The sequence below is a fragment of the Cellulomonas sp. NPDC055163 genome (assembly GCF_053607065.1).
This window is the reverse complement of record NZ_JBSGSU010000009.1, coordinates 159,120-174,803: the sequence shown is the minus strand read 5'-3', so window position 1 is coordinate 174,803 and position 15,684 is coordinate 159,120. Positions and strand designations below refer to the sequence as shown.

Genomic DNA, 15,684 nt, shown 5'->3' with positions numbered 1-15,684 from the left:
CGGCGGCACCGGCGGCCCCGGTGGCGCGGCGGGCGGTCCGCGCGGCGGGTTGCCGGGCTCGGGCGCGTGAGCGACGGGGCCCGCAGCGGCGCACGGCCTGGCCCGGCACGGCCCGACGTGCGCGTGACGATCGGGCAGCTGCGGGTGAGCGCCGACCGCGGGGCCGCCCGCGAGGTCGCGCTCGACGCGCTCGCGACCGCGGCCCGGACCGGTGCGGACCTGCTCGTGCTGCCGGAGTACGCCTCGGCGTTCGACCCGCGCGGCGTCGGCCCGGAGCACGCCGAGCCGCTGACCGGCCCGTTCGTGAGGGCCCTGCGCGAGCGCGCGGCGCGCACGGGCGTGGCGGTGATCGCCGGCACGACGCTGCCCGGCGCGACGCCGCCGGGCTCCGCGGACGAGGGTTCCGGCGCGGGCGCGTCCCCGGGGTCGGCCGGACCCGCGCGAGCCGTGAACGCGGTGGTCGCGATCGACGCGCACGGCGAGCTCGTCGGCACGTACCGCAAGGTGCACCTCTACGACGCGTTCGGCGCGCGGGAGTCGGACCGGCTCGAGCCCGGGCCGCCCGCCGCGCCGCCGCTCGTGCTCGACGTCGGCGGCCTCCGGTTCGGCGTCCTGACCTGCTACGACCTGCGCTTCCCGGAGTCGGCGCGGCGCGTGGTCGACGCGGGCGCGGACGTGCTCGTCGTCCCCGCCGCGTGGGCGTCGGGCGAGCTCAAGGCGATGCACTGGCGGGCACTGGCGGTCGCCCGCGCGATCGAGAACACCGCCGTGGTGATCGGCGTCGGGCAGGCGGGCCCCGGGGTCGTCGGCCGGTCCGTCGTCGTGGGGCCGGACGGGGTCGTCGGGCTCGAGCTCGACGAGCAGCCCGACGTGCGCACGGTCGACGTCGACGGAGCGGGGCTGGCCGCGGTGCGGGCGCGCAACCCGTCGCTCGCGAACCGGCGGTACGCGGTCGTCCCGCGCGACTGACCCCGCCGCGCTCGCCGTCAGGTCCGCGCGACGGCGACCGCGACGGCCGCGAACGTGCACGCCCAGCCGATCACGGTGAGCACGTGGAAGACCTCGTGGAACCCGAACCACCGCGGGCTGGGGTTCGGGCGCTTCGTCGCGTACACGACGGCGCCGAGGATGTACGCGACGCCGCAGCCGACGATCAGCGCGACGATCGCGGCGCCGCCGGCCTCGGCGCGGGCGAACTGCGGCAGGTAGCCGAGCGCCGCGCACCCGAGCAGCACGTAGAGCGGCGTGTAGAGCCAGCGCGGGGCGTCGAGCCACAGGACCCGCATGAGCAGGCCGGCGAACGCCCCGGTCCAGACGATCCAGAGCAGGACCGTCGCGTCGCGCGGGCTCAGCAGCAGCACCGCGAGCGGCGTGTACGTGCCGGCGATGATGAGGTAGATGTTCGAGTGGTCGAGCCGGCGCAGCACGCCGGCGACGCGCGGGGACCACGTGCCCCGGTGGTAGACGCCGCTCGTGCCGAACAGCAGGACCGACGTGAGGCCGAACACGGCGACCGCGGTGCGCGCGGCGCCGGGGGGTGCCGCGACGAGCAGCACGACCGCGCCGACCAGGGCCACGGGGAACATGCCGGCGTGGATCCAGCCGCGCAGGTGCGGCTTGACCGCGGCCGCCACCTGATCGGCGGCGTGCTCGACAGAGCGCGGGATGTCCACGGGCGTCCTCCTCGTCGTGAGCGCGGCTCGGGTGGCGGTCGCCGAGCACAACTTACGTCTGCGTAGGTTACGTCAGCGTAGGTCCTACGTCCGCACCGCGCGCCAGGATCCGGACGTACCGTCCGTCGCACGCAGCCCGGGCGAGTAGCGTGAGCGCGGACCGTCCCCAGCCCGCTGACGAGGAGTTCGAGCGTGCGCCTGCCCCATCTGCTGTACGGGCTCTACGAGCGCCGGATCGCGGCCTCGCTCGACCCCGCGCAGATGCCGCGCCACGTCGGGGTCATCCTCGACGGGAACCGGCGCTGGGCGCGCAACCTCGGCGAGTCGGCCGCGACGGGCCACCAGCGCGGTGCCGACAAGATCGCGGACCTGCTCGGCTGGAGCGAGGACATCGGTGTCGAGGTCGTCACGCTCTGGATGCTCTCGACCGACAACCTCACGCGCTCGGCGGAGGAGCTCGACGCCCTCCTGAAAATCATCGAGGACGCCGTCGACGAGCTCGCCGCGACCGGGCGCTGGCGCGTCCAGGTCGTCGGCTCGCTCGACCTGCTGCCGCCGGCGACCGCCGACGCGCTGCGCGCGGCGCAGGAGCGCACCCGCGACGTCCAGGGCCTGCACGTCAACGTCGCGATCGGCTACGGCGGCCGGCGCGAGATCGCCGACGCGGTCCGCTCGTTCCTGCGCACGCACGCCGAGCGCGGCGCGAGCCTCGACGAGCTCGCCGAGCAGTTCGACGTCGAGCACATCGCCGAGCACCTCTACACGCGCGGCCAGCCCGACCCGGACCTCGTGATCCGCACCTCGGGCGAGCAGCGCCTCGGCGGGTTCCTGCTGTGGCAGAGCGCGCACTCGGAGTTCTACTTCTGCGAGGCGTACTGGCCGGACTTCCGGCGCGTGGACTTCCTGCGTGCGGTGCGCTCGTACGCCGCGCGCGAGCGCCGGCTCGGACGCTGAGACCGTGCCCGCGGCGGGCGCGCCGGCGGGAGGTGCGGCCCGCGCCGCGACCCGTGCGTGTCGGCCGGGTATCCATCGGATGAAGAAGTCGTCGGCCGCGCGCGTCCGGGCACCGCGTGTCGGAGCCCGGGCGTAGCGTCGGGCTCACCGGACGGCGCCCGCCGTCCTCGGGAGGCCAGCCCATGGAGCAACCGCTCCGGGAGGAGGGCCGGTCCTGGCCCTGCGGGGCCGGCCGACCTCGTCTCGTCGCCGACTGCCGGCGCACACCGCTCACGCGGGCCGGCACGAGGTGCCCGATGCGGCGCTGACGCGCCGGAGGGAGCCTGCCGTGGGCAACAAGGATCTGGGACCCCGCGCGAGCGCGGCCGCCACCACGAGCACCGCGGGTGCGACAGTGCCGGAGACGCCCGACGAGGGCCTGCGCACGCACGTCCTCGACACGTCGGTCCTGCTCTCGGACCCCAAGGCCGTCTACCGCTTCGCCGAGCACGACGTCGTCCTCCCGATCGTCGTCATCACCGAGCTCGAGGCCAAGCGTCACCACGCCGAGCTCGGCTACTTCGCACGCTCGGCGCTGCGGCTCCTCGACGACCTGCGCGTCGCGCACGGCGGGCTGGACCACCCCATCCCGCTCGGCACCGCGGGGGGCACGCTCCGGGTCGAGCTCAACCACGCCGACGTGAACGTGCTGCCCGCCGGCTTCCGGCTCGGCGACAACGACACGCGGATCCTCGCGGTCGCGGCGAACCTGGCCGCCGAGGGCAAGGACGTCACGGTCGTCTCCAAGGACCTGCCCATGCGCGTCAAGGCGTCCGCCGTGGGGCTGCGCGCCGAGGAGTACCGCGCGGAGCTCGCCGTCGACTCCGGGTGGACGGGGATGGACACGCTCGACGTCTCGGAGCAGCAGATGGCGCGGCTGTGGGAGCACGAGTCGTTCGCGCTCGCCGACCTCGACCAGGACCTGGAGGCCGGCGGGGTCGAGGAGGTCGCGACGAGCGCGCGCGGCGCGGCGGCCCACGACCTGCCGTGCCACACCGGCCTCGTGCTGCACAGCCCGCGGGGGTCGGCGCTCGGCCGCGTGACCGCCGACAAGCACGTGCAGCTCGTGCGCGGTGACCAGGACGTCTTCGGCCTGCACGGGCGCAGCGCCGAGCAGCGGGTGGCCATCGACCTGCTGCTCGACGAGGAGATCGGCATCGTGTCGCTCGGCGGGCGCGCCGGGACCGGCAAGTCGGCGCTCGCGCTGTGCGCCGGGCTCGAGGCGGTGCTCGAGCGCCGCCAGCACCGCAAGGTCATGGTGTTCCGGCCGCTCTACGCGGTCGGCGGCCAGGACCTCGGCTACCTGCCGGGCGGGGAGTCCGAGAAGATGAACCCCTGGGCGCAGGCGGTCTTCGACACGCTCAGCGCGGTCGTCAGCAAGGAGGTCGTCGAGGAGGTCCTCGACCGTGACCTGCTCGAGGTGCTGCCGCTCACGCACATCCGCGGCCGGTCCTTGCACGACGCGTTCGTGATCGTCGACGAGGCCCAGTCGCTCGAGCGCAACGTCCTGCTCACGGTGCTCTCGCGCATCGGCCAGAGCTCCCGCGTCGTCCTCACGCACGACGTCGCGCAGCGCGACAACCTGCGCGTCGGGCGGCACGACGGGATCGCCGCCGTCATCGAGGCGCTCAAGGGTCACCCGCTGTTCGGGCACGTGACGCTCACGCGCTCCGAGCGCTCACCCGTCGCGGCGCTCGTGACCGAGCTGTTCGAGGGCATCGAGATCTGAGGTCCGCGACCACAGGGGTGCGGCCCCGGTCCCCTGCACCAGGACCGCACCCCTGCGACCGCGGAGGCCCGTCCCGCCCGGTACGGCGTCCGCGCGCGCCCGCACCTCCCGGGAACGGGCGCTCGCGGGCCCGCGGCGGGCGAGCGCGCCGACCGGCCCGGCGGGCCTGGGACGTCAGCCCTCGACGAGCCGCCCGTCGGCGAGCCGCACGACGCGGTCCGCGAGCTGGATCATCAGCGGGTCGTGCGTCGACACGATCGCCGTCATGCCCTCGGCCTGCACCACGGCGCGCAGCAGCGCCATGATCGCGAGACCGGTCTCGGTGTCGAGCTGCCCGGTCGGCTCGTCGGCGATGAGCAGTCGCGGGGAGTTCGCGAGCGCGCGCGCGAGGCCCACGCGCTGCTGCTGCCCGCCCGAGAGCTCGCCCGGCCGCTGCAACGCGTGCGCCCCGAGCCCGACGAGGTCGAGCAGGAGCTCGACGCGCGCCTCCCGCACCGCGGTCGGCACGGAGCGCAGGCGCAGCGGGACGCCCACGTTCTCGGCCGCCGAGAGCACCGGGACCAGGCCGAACGTCTGGAACACGAACGACACCACGTCGCGCCGCAGCTCGACGAGGCCCTTCTCGCCGAGGCTCGACACCTCGCGGCCGTCGACCACGACACGCCCCTCGTCGGGCTGGTCGAGCCCGCCGATGATGTTGAGCAGCGTCGTCTTGCCCGAGCCGGAGCGGCCCACGAGCGCGACGAGCTCACCGGGCTGCACGGTGAACGAGACGTCCCGCGTCGCGTGCACCGCGGAGGGGCCCGAGCCGTAGGTGCGGCTCACGTGCTCGACGACGACCATCGGTGCCTCCGCGGGGCCGCCCACCGCGGACCAGGGGGCGGTCCCCGTGACGGGTGTGCCGGTCATGACTCCTCCTCGCGGGTCTGCTGCTGCGTGCCGGAGCCGTCGGGGGCGCCGGTCGTGCTGTGCCGGCCGGGCCGGGGCCGGTCGGGCCACACCTCGACGTGGCGGGCCTCGAGCGCGAGCCGCACGCGGCCCGACAGCTCGAGCGCCTCGCGGTAGTCCGCCGGCAGCTGGACGCGTCCGGCGCGGTCGAGCACCGCGTACTCCTCGGCGACGACCTGCTCGGTGCCGTGCTCGTCGGTGTGCGTGCGGCGCAGCACCTCCGACGACGTGCGTCCGTCGCGGATCTCCACGGTGCGCTGGACGTGCTCGCTCACGCTCGAGTCGTGCGTGACGATCACGACCGTGACGCCGAGCTCGCGGTTCGCGGCGCGCAGGGTGTCGAACACCTCGACCGAGGTCGCGGTGTCGAGCTCGCCGGTCGGCTCGTCGGCGAACAGCACCTGCGGCGAGTTCGCGAGGGCGACCCCGATCGCGACGCGCTGCTGCTCGCCGCCCGAGAGCTGGCCGGGGCGCCGGTCGGCGCAGTAGCCGACACCGAGCGCGTCGAGGAGCTCGACCGCGCGACGGCGCCGGGCCGCGGACCGGACGCCGGCGAGAGCCTGCGGGAGCGCCACGTTCTCGGTCGCCGACAGGTACGGCACGAGGTTGCGCCCGGTCTGCTGCCACACGAAGCCGACCATGCTGCGCCGGTACTCGACCCGCTCGCGCGCCGACATCCCCATGAGGTCCCAGGGCCCGACCCGCACGCGGCCGGCGGTCGGCACGTCCAGGCCCGAGAGCACCGACAGGAGCGTCGACTTCCCGGAGCCCGACGCGCCGACGATCGCGATCTCCTCGCCCGGGTCCACGAGCAGGTCCAGGCCCTGCAGGGCCTGCACCTCGATGCCCTCGGACTGGTAGATCCGCACGAGGTTGTCGCACGCGATGAGCGCGTGCTCGCCGTACGCGCCGGTACGGGCGCGCGCCCGGTCCTCGAGGGTCGCGAGCGACTGCTGCGGGGTCTGCGTCGTGGTCACCGGGCTGCTCCTCGGTCGGTGGGCGGGGCGGGAGTCGGGGCGGGGCCGCGGGGCGGCCCGTGACGGGGGAGCGCCCGGTCGGCGCGTGCGGCGCTCACCGGTCACCGACCCGGAGCACGTCGCCGAGCCGGTCGCGTCGACGCACGGCGGCCTCGGCGACGACGCTCACGAGGAGCGCGAGCACCGCGACACCGACCGCGAGGGCGAAGGGCAGCGGCGTGACCACGAGCCCGGTCGTGCCGAGCTCGCCGGTGACCCGGCTCAGGCCGAGCGCGCTCGTCAGCACGACGGGCACCGCGACGCCGATCAGCGCTCCGGCCAGCACCGCCGCGCCGACGAGCGGGCTGAGCTCGCCCAGCGTCACGAGCCGTGCGCCGCGCGCGTCGAGACCGAGGGTCCGCAGCGCCGAGAGCGTGCGCCCGCGCTCGGGGGCGGTCGCGACGACGGTCAGGACCAGGGTCGCCGCCGCGAACAGCGCGAGCACGAGGCTCGTCAGGAGCACCAGCTGCTGGAGCGCGCCGACGAGCGCGGACGACCGCTCCGACGCGAGCCGCTCGGTGCGCACGGTCACCGTGACGTCGACGGCGCCGACCTCCTCGGTCGCGCGGTCGACGGCCGCGCGGGCGCCCGGGCCGGAGACCCACAGCGCGTCCTGCGCGAGCGGGGTCTCGGTCGCCGCACCGTACGTGTCGAGGTCTGCGACGACGACCGGGTCCGGCCCGAAGGTCAACGACGTGTCGCCGACGACCTCGAAGACGACGCGCTGCTCGCCGTCGTACACGCGTGCGCCGGCGACGTCGGTCTCGGCGCGCAGCGACGGGCTGACGAGCGCGCGCGGACCGGCGGCTCCGCTCCCGTCGAGCCCGGCCAGCTCGCCGCCGTACCGGGGGTCGACGGCCGCGCGGACCCGCTCGTACTCCGCGGCCTCGAGGAGCACGAGCGTCACGATGCCACCGCCGTCGCCGTTGAACCGGCGCCCACCGATCACCGTCCCGAGGGCTGCGGCGTCCACGCCGTCCTGCGCCAGCACCGCGTCCGCGAGCTCGCGGTCGACCGCGCCCTCGACGAGCACGTCCGCGCCGACCTGCTCGATCGACGCGCGCTCCTGGCCGGCGGTGACGCTCGCCGCGGTGAGGCCGGCGAACACGACCAGGGCCAGGGCGACGGTCAGCGACAGCAGGGGGACGCCGAGCCCGGCCGCCTGCGCCGCGCGTGCGGACGCCACGACGCCCACGAGCCCGCGGCGGCGCGCGGCCAGTCGCCCGACGGCGCCCAGCACCGCCGGGAACAGCCGCAGCACGAGGATCGTCGCGCCCGCCGCGAGGAGCGCGGGCGTCGCCGCGAGCAGCAGGTCGACGCCCGAGGTCTGCGTCTGCAGCAGTCCCCGCCCACGCACCGCGGAGGTCGCGCCGGCCGCGAGGACCACGACGGTGACCTCGGCCGTCCTGCGCTGCGCGCGGCGCCGCCCGAGCACGCGCTCGCGGTCCTGACGGTTCGCGGGCAGCTGGCGCCCGGTCCAGGCGCGAGCGACGAGCGCCGCTCCCAGCACCGGTGTGGCGAGGGTCGCCACGACCCCGACGGCGATCGCGGGAGCCCACGTCCAGGTCGTCGAGGTGGGCGTCGCCAGCCACGCGGCGAGGAGCCCGAGGGCGAGGCCGGCGAGCGTCACGGGCAGCGACTCGAGCAGGAGGCGCAGCGCGACCGACGCGACCGACGCGCCGCGGGCCCGCTCCGCCTCGAGGAGCGTCCGGCGCCGCGTCACGAGCAGCCGTGCCGCGAGGACGAGCGCGAGACCGGCGACGGTGACGATGCCGACGAGGAGCAGCGACGCCTGGGCGGTCACGCCGCGCAGCCGCGTCGCGAACTCGCCGAGCACCTCGTCGAGCCCGGTCGACACGGCCAGGGTGCGCCCACCGGACAGGGCCAGACGGTCCGGGTTCGCCGTGATGGACGCGACGTCGGCGCGGACCGCCTCCGCCCCGTCGGCGGTGAGCGTCGCCACGTCGACGCGCAGCCGGACGACCGTCTGGTGGCCCGAGGCCAGCAGCGCGGCGCGGGCGTCCGGCGCGGACTCGCGGGAGAGCAGCAGCCCGGCGGTCGTGTGCTCGCCCCGCTTGGCCTGGCGCACCACGGGCTCGACGAGCTCGGGCGCACCGGCCCAGGTGCCCTCGCCGGGGTCCACGGGCTCGTAGATGCCGGTCACGACCGCCACGGCGTCGTCGCGCAACGCGCCCGCGAGGCCGATCTCCGACCCGACGGACACGCCGAGCACGTCCGCCGTCGCGCGCGTGACCCCCACCTCGACCCGCTGCGGGCGCAGCGTGACGGCCGCCTCGCCGGCCGCGTCGCCGGCTGCCTCGCGCTCGGCCGCGTACTCGGCGCGCACGTCCGGCGAGGGGCCCGGCTCCGTGCCCTCGACCCAGAGGACCCCGGCGGAGCGCGCGCTCCACACCCACCCCAGGCGCAGCGCCCAGAGGCCCTCCTCGGGCGGGACGGCCAGGCTCAGGCCCGAGCTGCGGAACGTGAGCTCGGGCCTCTGCACCGTCGCCTGCAGCGCGTCGGGCAGCACGGCCCGCAGGTCGTTGGCCGCGGACTCGAGCTTGTCGGTCAGGCGCGGGTCGCGCACCGTGTCCCGCACGGTGTCCATCGTCGGCGGCAGCTCCGCGAGCACGTCGGCGCGGTTCCCGGCCTCCGTCACGGACTGCCGCACACCGCGGTCGGCGGACTCCACGAGGTAGCGAGGGCCGGCGAGCGCGAGGAACGCGGTCACCGCCACGAGGGCGAGGCACACGGCGACGAGCCCGCGGTCGGCGACGGCGCGACGCCGGGCGAGCAGCGGCGAGCCGGCGACGAGGGGCAGCACCCGGGGCGCCCTCATCGGTCGTCCCCGAGCCGGAGGAGCTCCGCGGACGCGCGGCGCAGGAGGGTCATGGTGGTCACCCCGACGGTGATGGCGATGGCGGCGAGCAGGGACAGGAGGAGCGTGGCCTCGTCGACCCAGGGCCACTGCACGAGGACCGGGGGGACGGGCCGTCGGCCGTCGGCGGCGACCGTGAGCAGCGGGGCCACGAGGTGACCGAGCAGCAGACCGAGCAGGAGACCGGCGGCACTGCCGAGGAGGGCGAGCAGACCGTGCTCGGCGAGCACCGCCCGGACGAGCGCACCGCGGGAGGCCCCGAGCGCCTGGAGCCGAGCGAGCTCGAGCCTGCGCAGCCGCACCGAGACGGTCGCGCTCATCAGGAACCCGGCGATCGCGAGCGCGACCGCGGCGATCGTCACGATCCACAGCGCGGCCTGCATGCCGACGCGCAGGGGGCCGTCGGTGAGCAGGTCGCGGACCTCGACGCGGCTCTCGATCGTGCCGTCGTCGCGGCCGCGGACCGCCGCGAGGGCCGCGGGGAGGCCGTCGTCGGGCACCGCCGCCCACCACTCGTCGATCATCGGGTCCGTCAGGCCGAGGCCCGCCAGCGTGCGCCCGAGGGCGTCGTGGTCGGCCAGCGCGGCCGGGCGGGCCGGGCTCCCGGGCAGGTGGGGAACCGCCGCGACCAGGCGCACCGGCACGGTCACGGCGCCGAACGCGAGCAGCGCCTCGTTGCCGACCTCGGCCTCGAGCAGCTCGAGCATCGCGTCGGACGCGATCACCGGGACGTACGCGGGGGCCTCGAACGCCGTCACGGAGAAGCCGCGGCCGCCCTCGAGGAGGTCGTCGAGCGAGAGCGTGCCCGCTGCGCCGAGCGCACCGGCGCCCCCCGCGGTCACGGCGACGGGCGTCACGACGCCCCAGGAGCTGGGCAACGAGCGCCCGGACCACTCCTCGGCGACGAACGGGACGGCCTCCGAGGGGGCGCCACCGGCGCGTGCCCGCAGGCCCGTGACGTCGAGGTCCCAGACGACGAGCGGTGACGAGCCGTCGGGCGCGGCGCTGGGCAGGTCGTCGCCGAGCGCGCTGGCCGCCTCCGCGGGCAGGTACACCTGGCCGACGAGGGAGACGACCCGCAGCGGTGTCGCGAGGCGAGCGCCCGCCGCGGCGACGGGCACCGTCTGCTGCGCGGGGGTTCCGTCGGCCGGGAAGGGGTCGAGCTCGAAGGACATGCGTGTGCCGTGCGCGTCCTGGAGCGTCATCGACACGAGCACCTGCGTGCCCGGGAGCGCGGGCTCCACGGACGCGGCGAGCGTCAGGTCGACCTGCTCGGGCGTGCCGGGCAGCACCGGTCCGCGCACCGGGTCGTCGGGCGTGAGCCTCTCGACCTCGCCGGGCCAGCCGTCGGGGTGCGCCGTCCGTCCGCGCAGGACGTCCGACGCCCCCACCGTGTCGACGGCCAGCAGGTCGATGCTCCGGTTGGTCGTCGGGAGCTGACCCTCGGTCACGGGTCGGCCGATCCGCACGGACCGGGACGTCACCGGGCTGGTCGCGGTCGCGCCCGGCAGGTCGCCGACGACCACGGACTGGTCGAGCACCGTCCCGGCGATCCCGTCGACGCGCACGTCGGTCCCGACCCGCAGCTCGGCCTGGTCGGCCTGCGACACCCGCCACGTCGCGAGGAACGACTGCGAGAACGAGCTCACCGCGACCGCGAGCGTCAGGAGCAGCACGGCCCCCGACGCGCGGGCGGGCCGGCGGGAGACCTCCCAGGCGGCGAGCGGGAGCACGAGGGAGCGGCTGCGCCGGGCGAGCCGCTCGACGCCGCGCGCGACGAGCGGGGCGACGCGGAGCGTCAGCACGCCGCCGGCGAGCAGGAACAGCGCGGGCCCGGCGACGAGCACGGGGTCGATGCCGCCGCCCTCGACGACCGGCGACCGGTAGACGCGGAGCTGCCAGAACGCGACGCCGGCGAGCGCGACGAGCGCGAGGTCGACGCCCGAGCGGGCGAACGAGCCACGCCCCTCCTGACGCACGAGCTGCTGCTCGTCGTCGACGGCGCTCGTCGATCGGCGCAGGAGCGGGGCGAGGAGTACGGCGGCGAAGAGGACGGCCGCCGCGGCGCACGTGACGACCAGGTGCAGCGGCAGTCCCGGGTCGTGGTCCAGCCCGGCGGACGCGAGCACGGGCTGCGCGACGACCGCGCCGTACAGCGCCCGGGCGACGAACGGCGCGAGCGCGGATGTGGCGAGGGCGATCGCGAGCGCCTCGAGGCCGGCGGAGCGCGCCAGCTGCCCCGCGGAGGCGCCGCGGGAGGTCAGGAGCGTACGCTCGGCGGTCCGCCGCTCCGCGAGCAGCCGCGCGGCGATGAGCAGCACGGTCACGGCGAGCACCGCGAGCATGATGCCGAGCACCGCGAGGCCGACGCGGGTCACCGCGAGCTGGGTGCGTGCGCCCTCGACGGTCGTCCCGAGCTCGGTCAGGGCGTAGCCACCCAGGGCGACGCCGGAGAGCGCGGCGATGAGCGCGGGGCGGGCGTCCTCGACGCGCTGCGGGATCTCGGCGAGCGTCGCGGGCGTCGCACCCTCGAGCTGGGGGTGGGCGACGATGCGCGCGGACTGGGTCTCGACGACCTGGCCGGTGAGGACGTCCGGCATCGCGACGAACGGGCCGTAGGCCGTCGTCTTCACGAAGCCGAAGGACCCGGGGACGGGGAAGTTGCGGTCGATGAGCGCGCCGTCCAGCAGGTCGCGTTCCCACAGCGCGAGCGGACCCGTGCGCTCGAAGACGCCCACGACGACGGCGTCGACCCCGATGCGCGACGTCGCGCTCGTGAGCGGGAAGGCGCTCCCGGCGGTCCACCCGAAGGCCTCGGCGGCCGTCTTCGGGACCGCGATCTCGATCCGCCCCTCGGCGTCGGTGGGCACCGCGGGCCACCGGCCCACGAGGAGAGTCGCGCGGCCGTCCAGCGCGGGCTGCGCGGCGAGGTAGCCGAGCGGTGCGGGGTTCACCCCCGCGGGGATCCGGTACGGGACCGAGGTGAGCCACCGGTCGTACGTCGTCGGCACGCCCTCGGTGACCGTCGCGAGCACGCCCTCGGCGGCACCGATGGACGCCAGCGGATCCTTCGCGCCGGGGGTGACCTCGACGTCGATGTCGGTGGCCGTCAGGGGCTCGCGGCTGAGCGCGGTCTGCAGCGAACGGGCCTCGCTCTCGGTGAGGAGCAGCCCGAACGTCCCCAGCAGGCCGGAGCCCAGCACGGCGACGGCGAGCACCGTCACCAGCAGCGACGCCTGCGTCAGCGCCCGGTGCGCGAGCAGCCGCAACGTCCAGCCCACAGTTCCCCCTCGACCTCGTCGTCGCCCCTCGGAGCCGTGCAGGGTGCTGCGCGGCTCGTTGAACGTAGTGCGGTCGAGGGCGCGCGTGGGAGCGGTTGCACGCAAAGGTGTGATGATCGTTACGGGCCCGTGACCTGGGCTCTCGGATCGCGACGGAACCGTGACGAGCGAGACTCAACCTTTTCCGGATCCGGCCGTCGCGGCGGCCCGGACGCCCACCCAGCGCCGGGCGAGGGCCCGCGGCCGGCACCGTCGCGGCGGCCCCGGACAGCACGACGCCCGGCCGGCACGCACGAGCGCGCCGACCGGGCGTCGGGTGCCGGGACGCCCGTCAGCCCTGCGGCGGCCGCGTCATGCTCAGCACGTCGAGAGCCTGGTCGAGCTGCTCCTCTGTGACCTCGCCGCGCTCGACGTAGCCGAGGTCGATGACCGCCTCGCGGACCGTCAGGCCCTTCTTCACGGAGTGCTTCGCGATCTTCGCGGCTGCCTCGTAGCCGATGACCCGGTTGAGCGGCGTCACGATCGACGGCGAGGACTCCGCGAACGCGCGGGCGCGCTCCTCGTTGGCCTCGATGCCGGCGACCGTGCGGTCCGCGAGGACCGTCGAGGCGTTCGCGAGCAGCCGGATCGACTCGAGCACCCCCAGCGCGATCACGGGGATCTGCACGTTGAGCTCGAACGCGCCGCTCGCGCCGGCCCACGCGACCGTCGCGTCGTTGCCGATGACCCGGGCGGCGACCATGAGCACCGCCTCCGGGATCACCGGGTTGACCTTGCCCGGCATGATCGACGACCCGGGCTGCAGGTCCGGGATCGCGATCTCCCCGAGACCCGTGTTGGGGCCCGAGCCCATCCACCGCAGGTCGTTGCAGATCTTCGTCAGGCTCACCGCGATCGTGCGCAGCGCACCCGAGAGCTCGACGAGCCCGTCGCGCGCGCTCTGCGCCTCGAAGTGGTCGCGCGCCTCCGTCAGCGGCAGCCCGGTGTCCTCGACGAGCAGGGCGATGACCCGCTGCGGGAACCCGGCCGGGGTGTTGATGCCGGTGCCGACCGCGGTGCCGCCCAGCGGGACCTCGGCGGCCCGGGGGAGTGCCGCCTCGAGGCGCTCGATGCCGTAGCGGACGGCGGCGGCGTACCCGCCGAACTCCTGCCCGAGCGTGACCGGCGTCGCGTCCATGAGGTGCGTGCGCCCCGACTTCACGACGCCCGCGAACTGCGTGGCCTTGGCCTCGAGGGCCTCCGCGAGGTGCGCGAGCGCCGGCACGAGGGTGCCGACGACGCCGGCGGTCGCGGCGACGTGCACCGACGTGGGGAACACGTCGTTCGACGACTGGGACGCGTTGACGTGGTCGTTGGGGTGCACCGGGCGCCCGAGCCGCGTGCTCGCGAGCGTCGCGACGACCTCGTTGGTGTTCATGTTCGACGACGTGCCGGACCCGGTCTGGAAGACGTCGACGGGGAAGTGGGCGTCGTGCGCCCCGGACGCCACCTCGTCGGCGGCGGCGACGATCGCGTCGGCGACGTCCTGCTCGAGCACCCCGAGCTCGGCGTTCGCGCGGGCCGCGGCCTTCTTGATGCGCGCGAGCGCCTCGATGTGGCTGCGCTCGAGCCGCGTCCCCGAGATGGGGAAGTTCTCGACCGCGCGCTGCGTCTGCGCGCGGTACAGCGCGTCCGCCGGGACGCGCACCTCACCCATCGTGTCGTGCTCGATGCGGAAACCTGACCCGGAAGCGACGTCGCTGCTCATGCCCCGCATCCTCTCACCGGGCCGCGGGGAGCGTCAGCGGGCCGAGGGCGTGGCCTGCGCCACGACGTCGTGCCCGGGCGCGGGCCCGGGTGCGGACGCGGGCCCGGTCGAAGGCGCGGGCTCCTGCGCGCGGTCCCGGCCGAGTGCGCGCCAGCCCGCCAGCGCTGCGACCGCGATGGCCGCGCCGCCCGCCGCGAAGCCGGCGCGGGGCCCGGCGTGGTCGGCGAGCGTCGCGACCGCGATCCCCGTCACCGGGTTCAGGCCCGGCAGCGCCATCGTCCACACCCCGAGCGTCCGGCCCCGCAGCTCGGGGGCGGCGCGCAGCTGCACGAGCGTGTTCGCGGCGGTGATGCACCAGATCGACACGAACCCGGTCACGGCCATCGCCGCGAAGGCGACCCCCGCCGTCGGGGACAGCCCGGTCAGCGCCATCGAGACCCCCGTGCCCAGCGCGAGCACCCGGACGCCCGCGCCGCTCGGCTCCCCGAGCCGTGCGGCGACGAGCGCCCCGGGCAGGGCACCCAGACCGAAGCAGGCGAGCAGGGCGCCGTACCCGGCGCCGTCCATGCCGAGAGCGCGCGTCGCGAGCAGCGGGAACAGCACCGACGCGTTGAACAGCACCCCGCTCGCGCCCGCCACCAGCACGCACGCGCGCAGCACCGGCGTCGACCACACGTACCGCAGGCCCGCCCGGGCGGCTCCGCGCGCGCGTGGAGCAGAGCCCGGCGCCGGGCCGCTCGACGCCGGCCGGTAGCGCCACAGCACCAGCAGCGGGGCGACGTACGAGACGGCGTTGGCCGCGAAGCACGCCGTCGGGCCCGAGAGCGTGAGCAGGAGCCCACCCACGGCCGGCCCGACGACGCGCGAGGCGTTGAGGATCACCTCGTACAGGCTCACGGCGCTCGCGAGCCGGTCCCGCCCGACGAGATCCATCACGTAGACCTGACGCGTCGGGGCGTCGACCGCGTTCACCGCGCCGCTCAACGTGTTCACCAGGAGCAACGACCACAGCTGCGCGGCGCCCGACGCGCTCAGCGCCGTCAGGACGAGGGCGAGCGCGACGAACGCCGCCTGCGTCACCATCAGCAGGCGCCGCCGGTCGACACGGTCTGCGAGCCCGCCCGTCCACGCGCCCCCGAGCAGCACGGGCAGCAGCGTCACGGCGGAGAGCAGCGCGAGGTCGACCGCGCGCCCGGTCAGCTCGAGCACGAGCCACGCGGTCCCCACCGACTGCGTGATGAGGCCCGACGCCGAGAGGATCTGGCTCGCGAACCACGCGCGGTACGCGGGGACCTGCAACGACGCGAAGGCACCGGGTCCGGCGCGCTGAGGGAATCGGGGCACGCGTCGACCCTGGCATCCCGCCGGGGGCGGGGCGAACGCATTCTCGCGCCGTGGACCGCGCGGAGGACGGGACCG

10 protein-coding genes are annotated in these 15,684 nt (G+C 75.9%); 3 read left to right on the top strand and 7 right to left on the bottom strand.

Annotated elements, in window-relative coordinates:
- Nucleotides 1–66: 66 nt before the first annotated feature.
- Entirely contained in the window at nt 67–969 is a 903-nt protein-coding gene (locus tag ACWFNE_RS17920; RefSeq protein WP_452123781.1) for a nitrilase-related carbon-nitrogen hydrolase, read from the top strand.
- 17 nt (nt 970–986) lie between these two features.
- On the opposite strand, the gene trhA is transcribed toward ACWFNE_RS17920, so the two are convergent.
- Nucleotides 987–1,673, bottom strand: a complete 687-nt coding sequence (gene trhA / locus ACWFNE_RS17915; protein WP_452123775.1) for a PAQR family membrane homeostasis protein TrhA — start codon at nt 1,671–1,673, stop codon at nt 987–989.
- Nucleotides 1,674–1,865: 192 nt separating this feature from the next.
- Here trhA and ACWFNE_RS17910 point away from each other — a divergent pair, with 192 nt between their 5' ends.
- Both ACWFNE_RS17910 and ACWFNE_RS17905 read left to right on the top strand, forming a co-directional pair.
- The gene (locus tag ACWFNE_RS17910) at nt 1,866–2,627 is read left to right on the top strand and encodes an isoprenyl transferase (protein ID WP_452123774.1); all 762 of its coding nucleotides are present in this window, start codon (nt 1,866–1,868) and stop codon (nt 2,625–2,627) included.
- A 394-nt stretch (nt 2,628–3,021) separates the two neighbouring features.
- Nucleotides 3,022–4,395, top strand: a complete 1,374-nt coding sequence (locus ACWFNE_RS17905; protein WP_452123780.1) for a PhoH family protein — start codon at nt 3,022–3,024, stop codon at nt 4,393–4,395.
- 174 nt (nt 4,396–4,569) lie between these two features.
- Here the strand turns inward: ACWFNE_RS17905 and ACWFNE_RS17900 are convergent, their stop codons facing one another.
- From ACWFNE_RS17900 to ACWFNE_RS17875, 6 genes are all read right to left on the bottom strand, one after another.
- Entirely contained in the window at nt 4,570–5,238 is a 669-nt protein-coding gene (locus tag ACWFNE_RS17900) for an ABC transporter ATP-binding protein (protein WP_452123779.1), read from the bottom strand.
- Nucleotides 5,239–5,300: 62 nt separating this feature from the next.
- Nucleotides 5,301–6,320, bottom strand: a complete 1,020-nt coding sequence (locus ACWFNE_RS17895) for an ABC transporter ATP-binding protein (protein ID WP_452123773.1) — start codon at nt 6,318–6,320, stop codon at nt 5,301–5,303.
- Nucleotides 6,321–6,414: 94 nt separating this feature from the next.
- On the bottom strand, nt 6,415–9,198 hold the full coding sequence (locus ACWFNE_RS17890) for a hypothetical protein (RefSeq protein WP_452123772.1): 2,784 nt from the start codon (nt 9,196–9,198) through the stop codon (nt 6,415–6,417).
- On the bottom strand, nt 9,195–12,518 hold the full coding sequence (locus ACWFNE_RS17885) for an FtsX-like permease family protein (RefSeq protein ID WP_452123771.1): 3,324 nt from the start codon (nt 12,516–12,518) through the stop codon (nt 9,195–9,197). The genes ACWFNE_RS17890 and ACWFNE_RS17885 overlap by 4 nt, the downstream gene beginning before the upstream one ends.
- A 331-nt stretch (nt 12,519–12,849) precedes the next feature.
- Nucleotides 12,850–14,265 (bottom strand): class II fumarate hydratase, encoded by a 1,416-nt coding sequence (locus ACWFNE_RS17880; protein ID WP_452123770.1) that lies wholly within the window; start codon nt 14,263–14,265, stop codon nt 12,850–12,852.
- A 33-nt stretch (nt 14,266–14,298) separates the two neighbouring features.
- On the bottom strand, nt 14,299–15,609 hold the full coding sequence (locus ACWFNE_RS17875) for an MFS transporter (protein ID WP_452123769.1): 1,311 nt from the start codon (nt 15,607–15,609) through the stop codon (nt 14,299–14,301).
- Nucleotides 15,610–15,684: the final 75 nt, after the last annotated feature.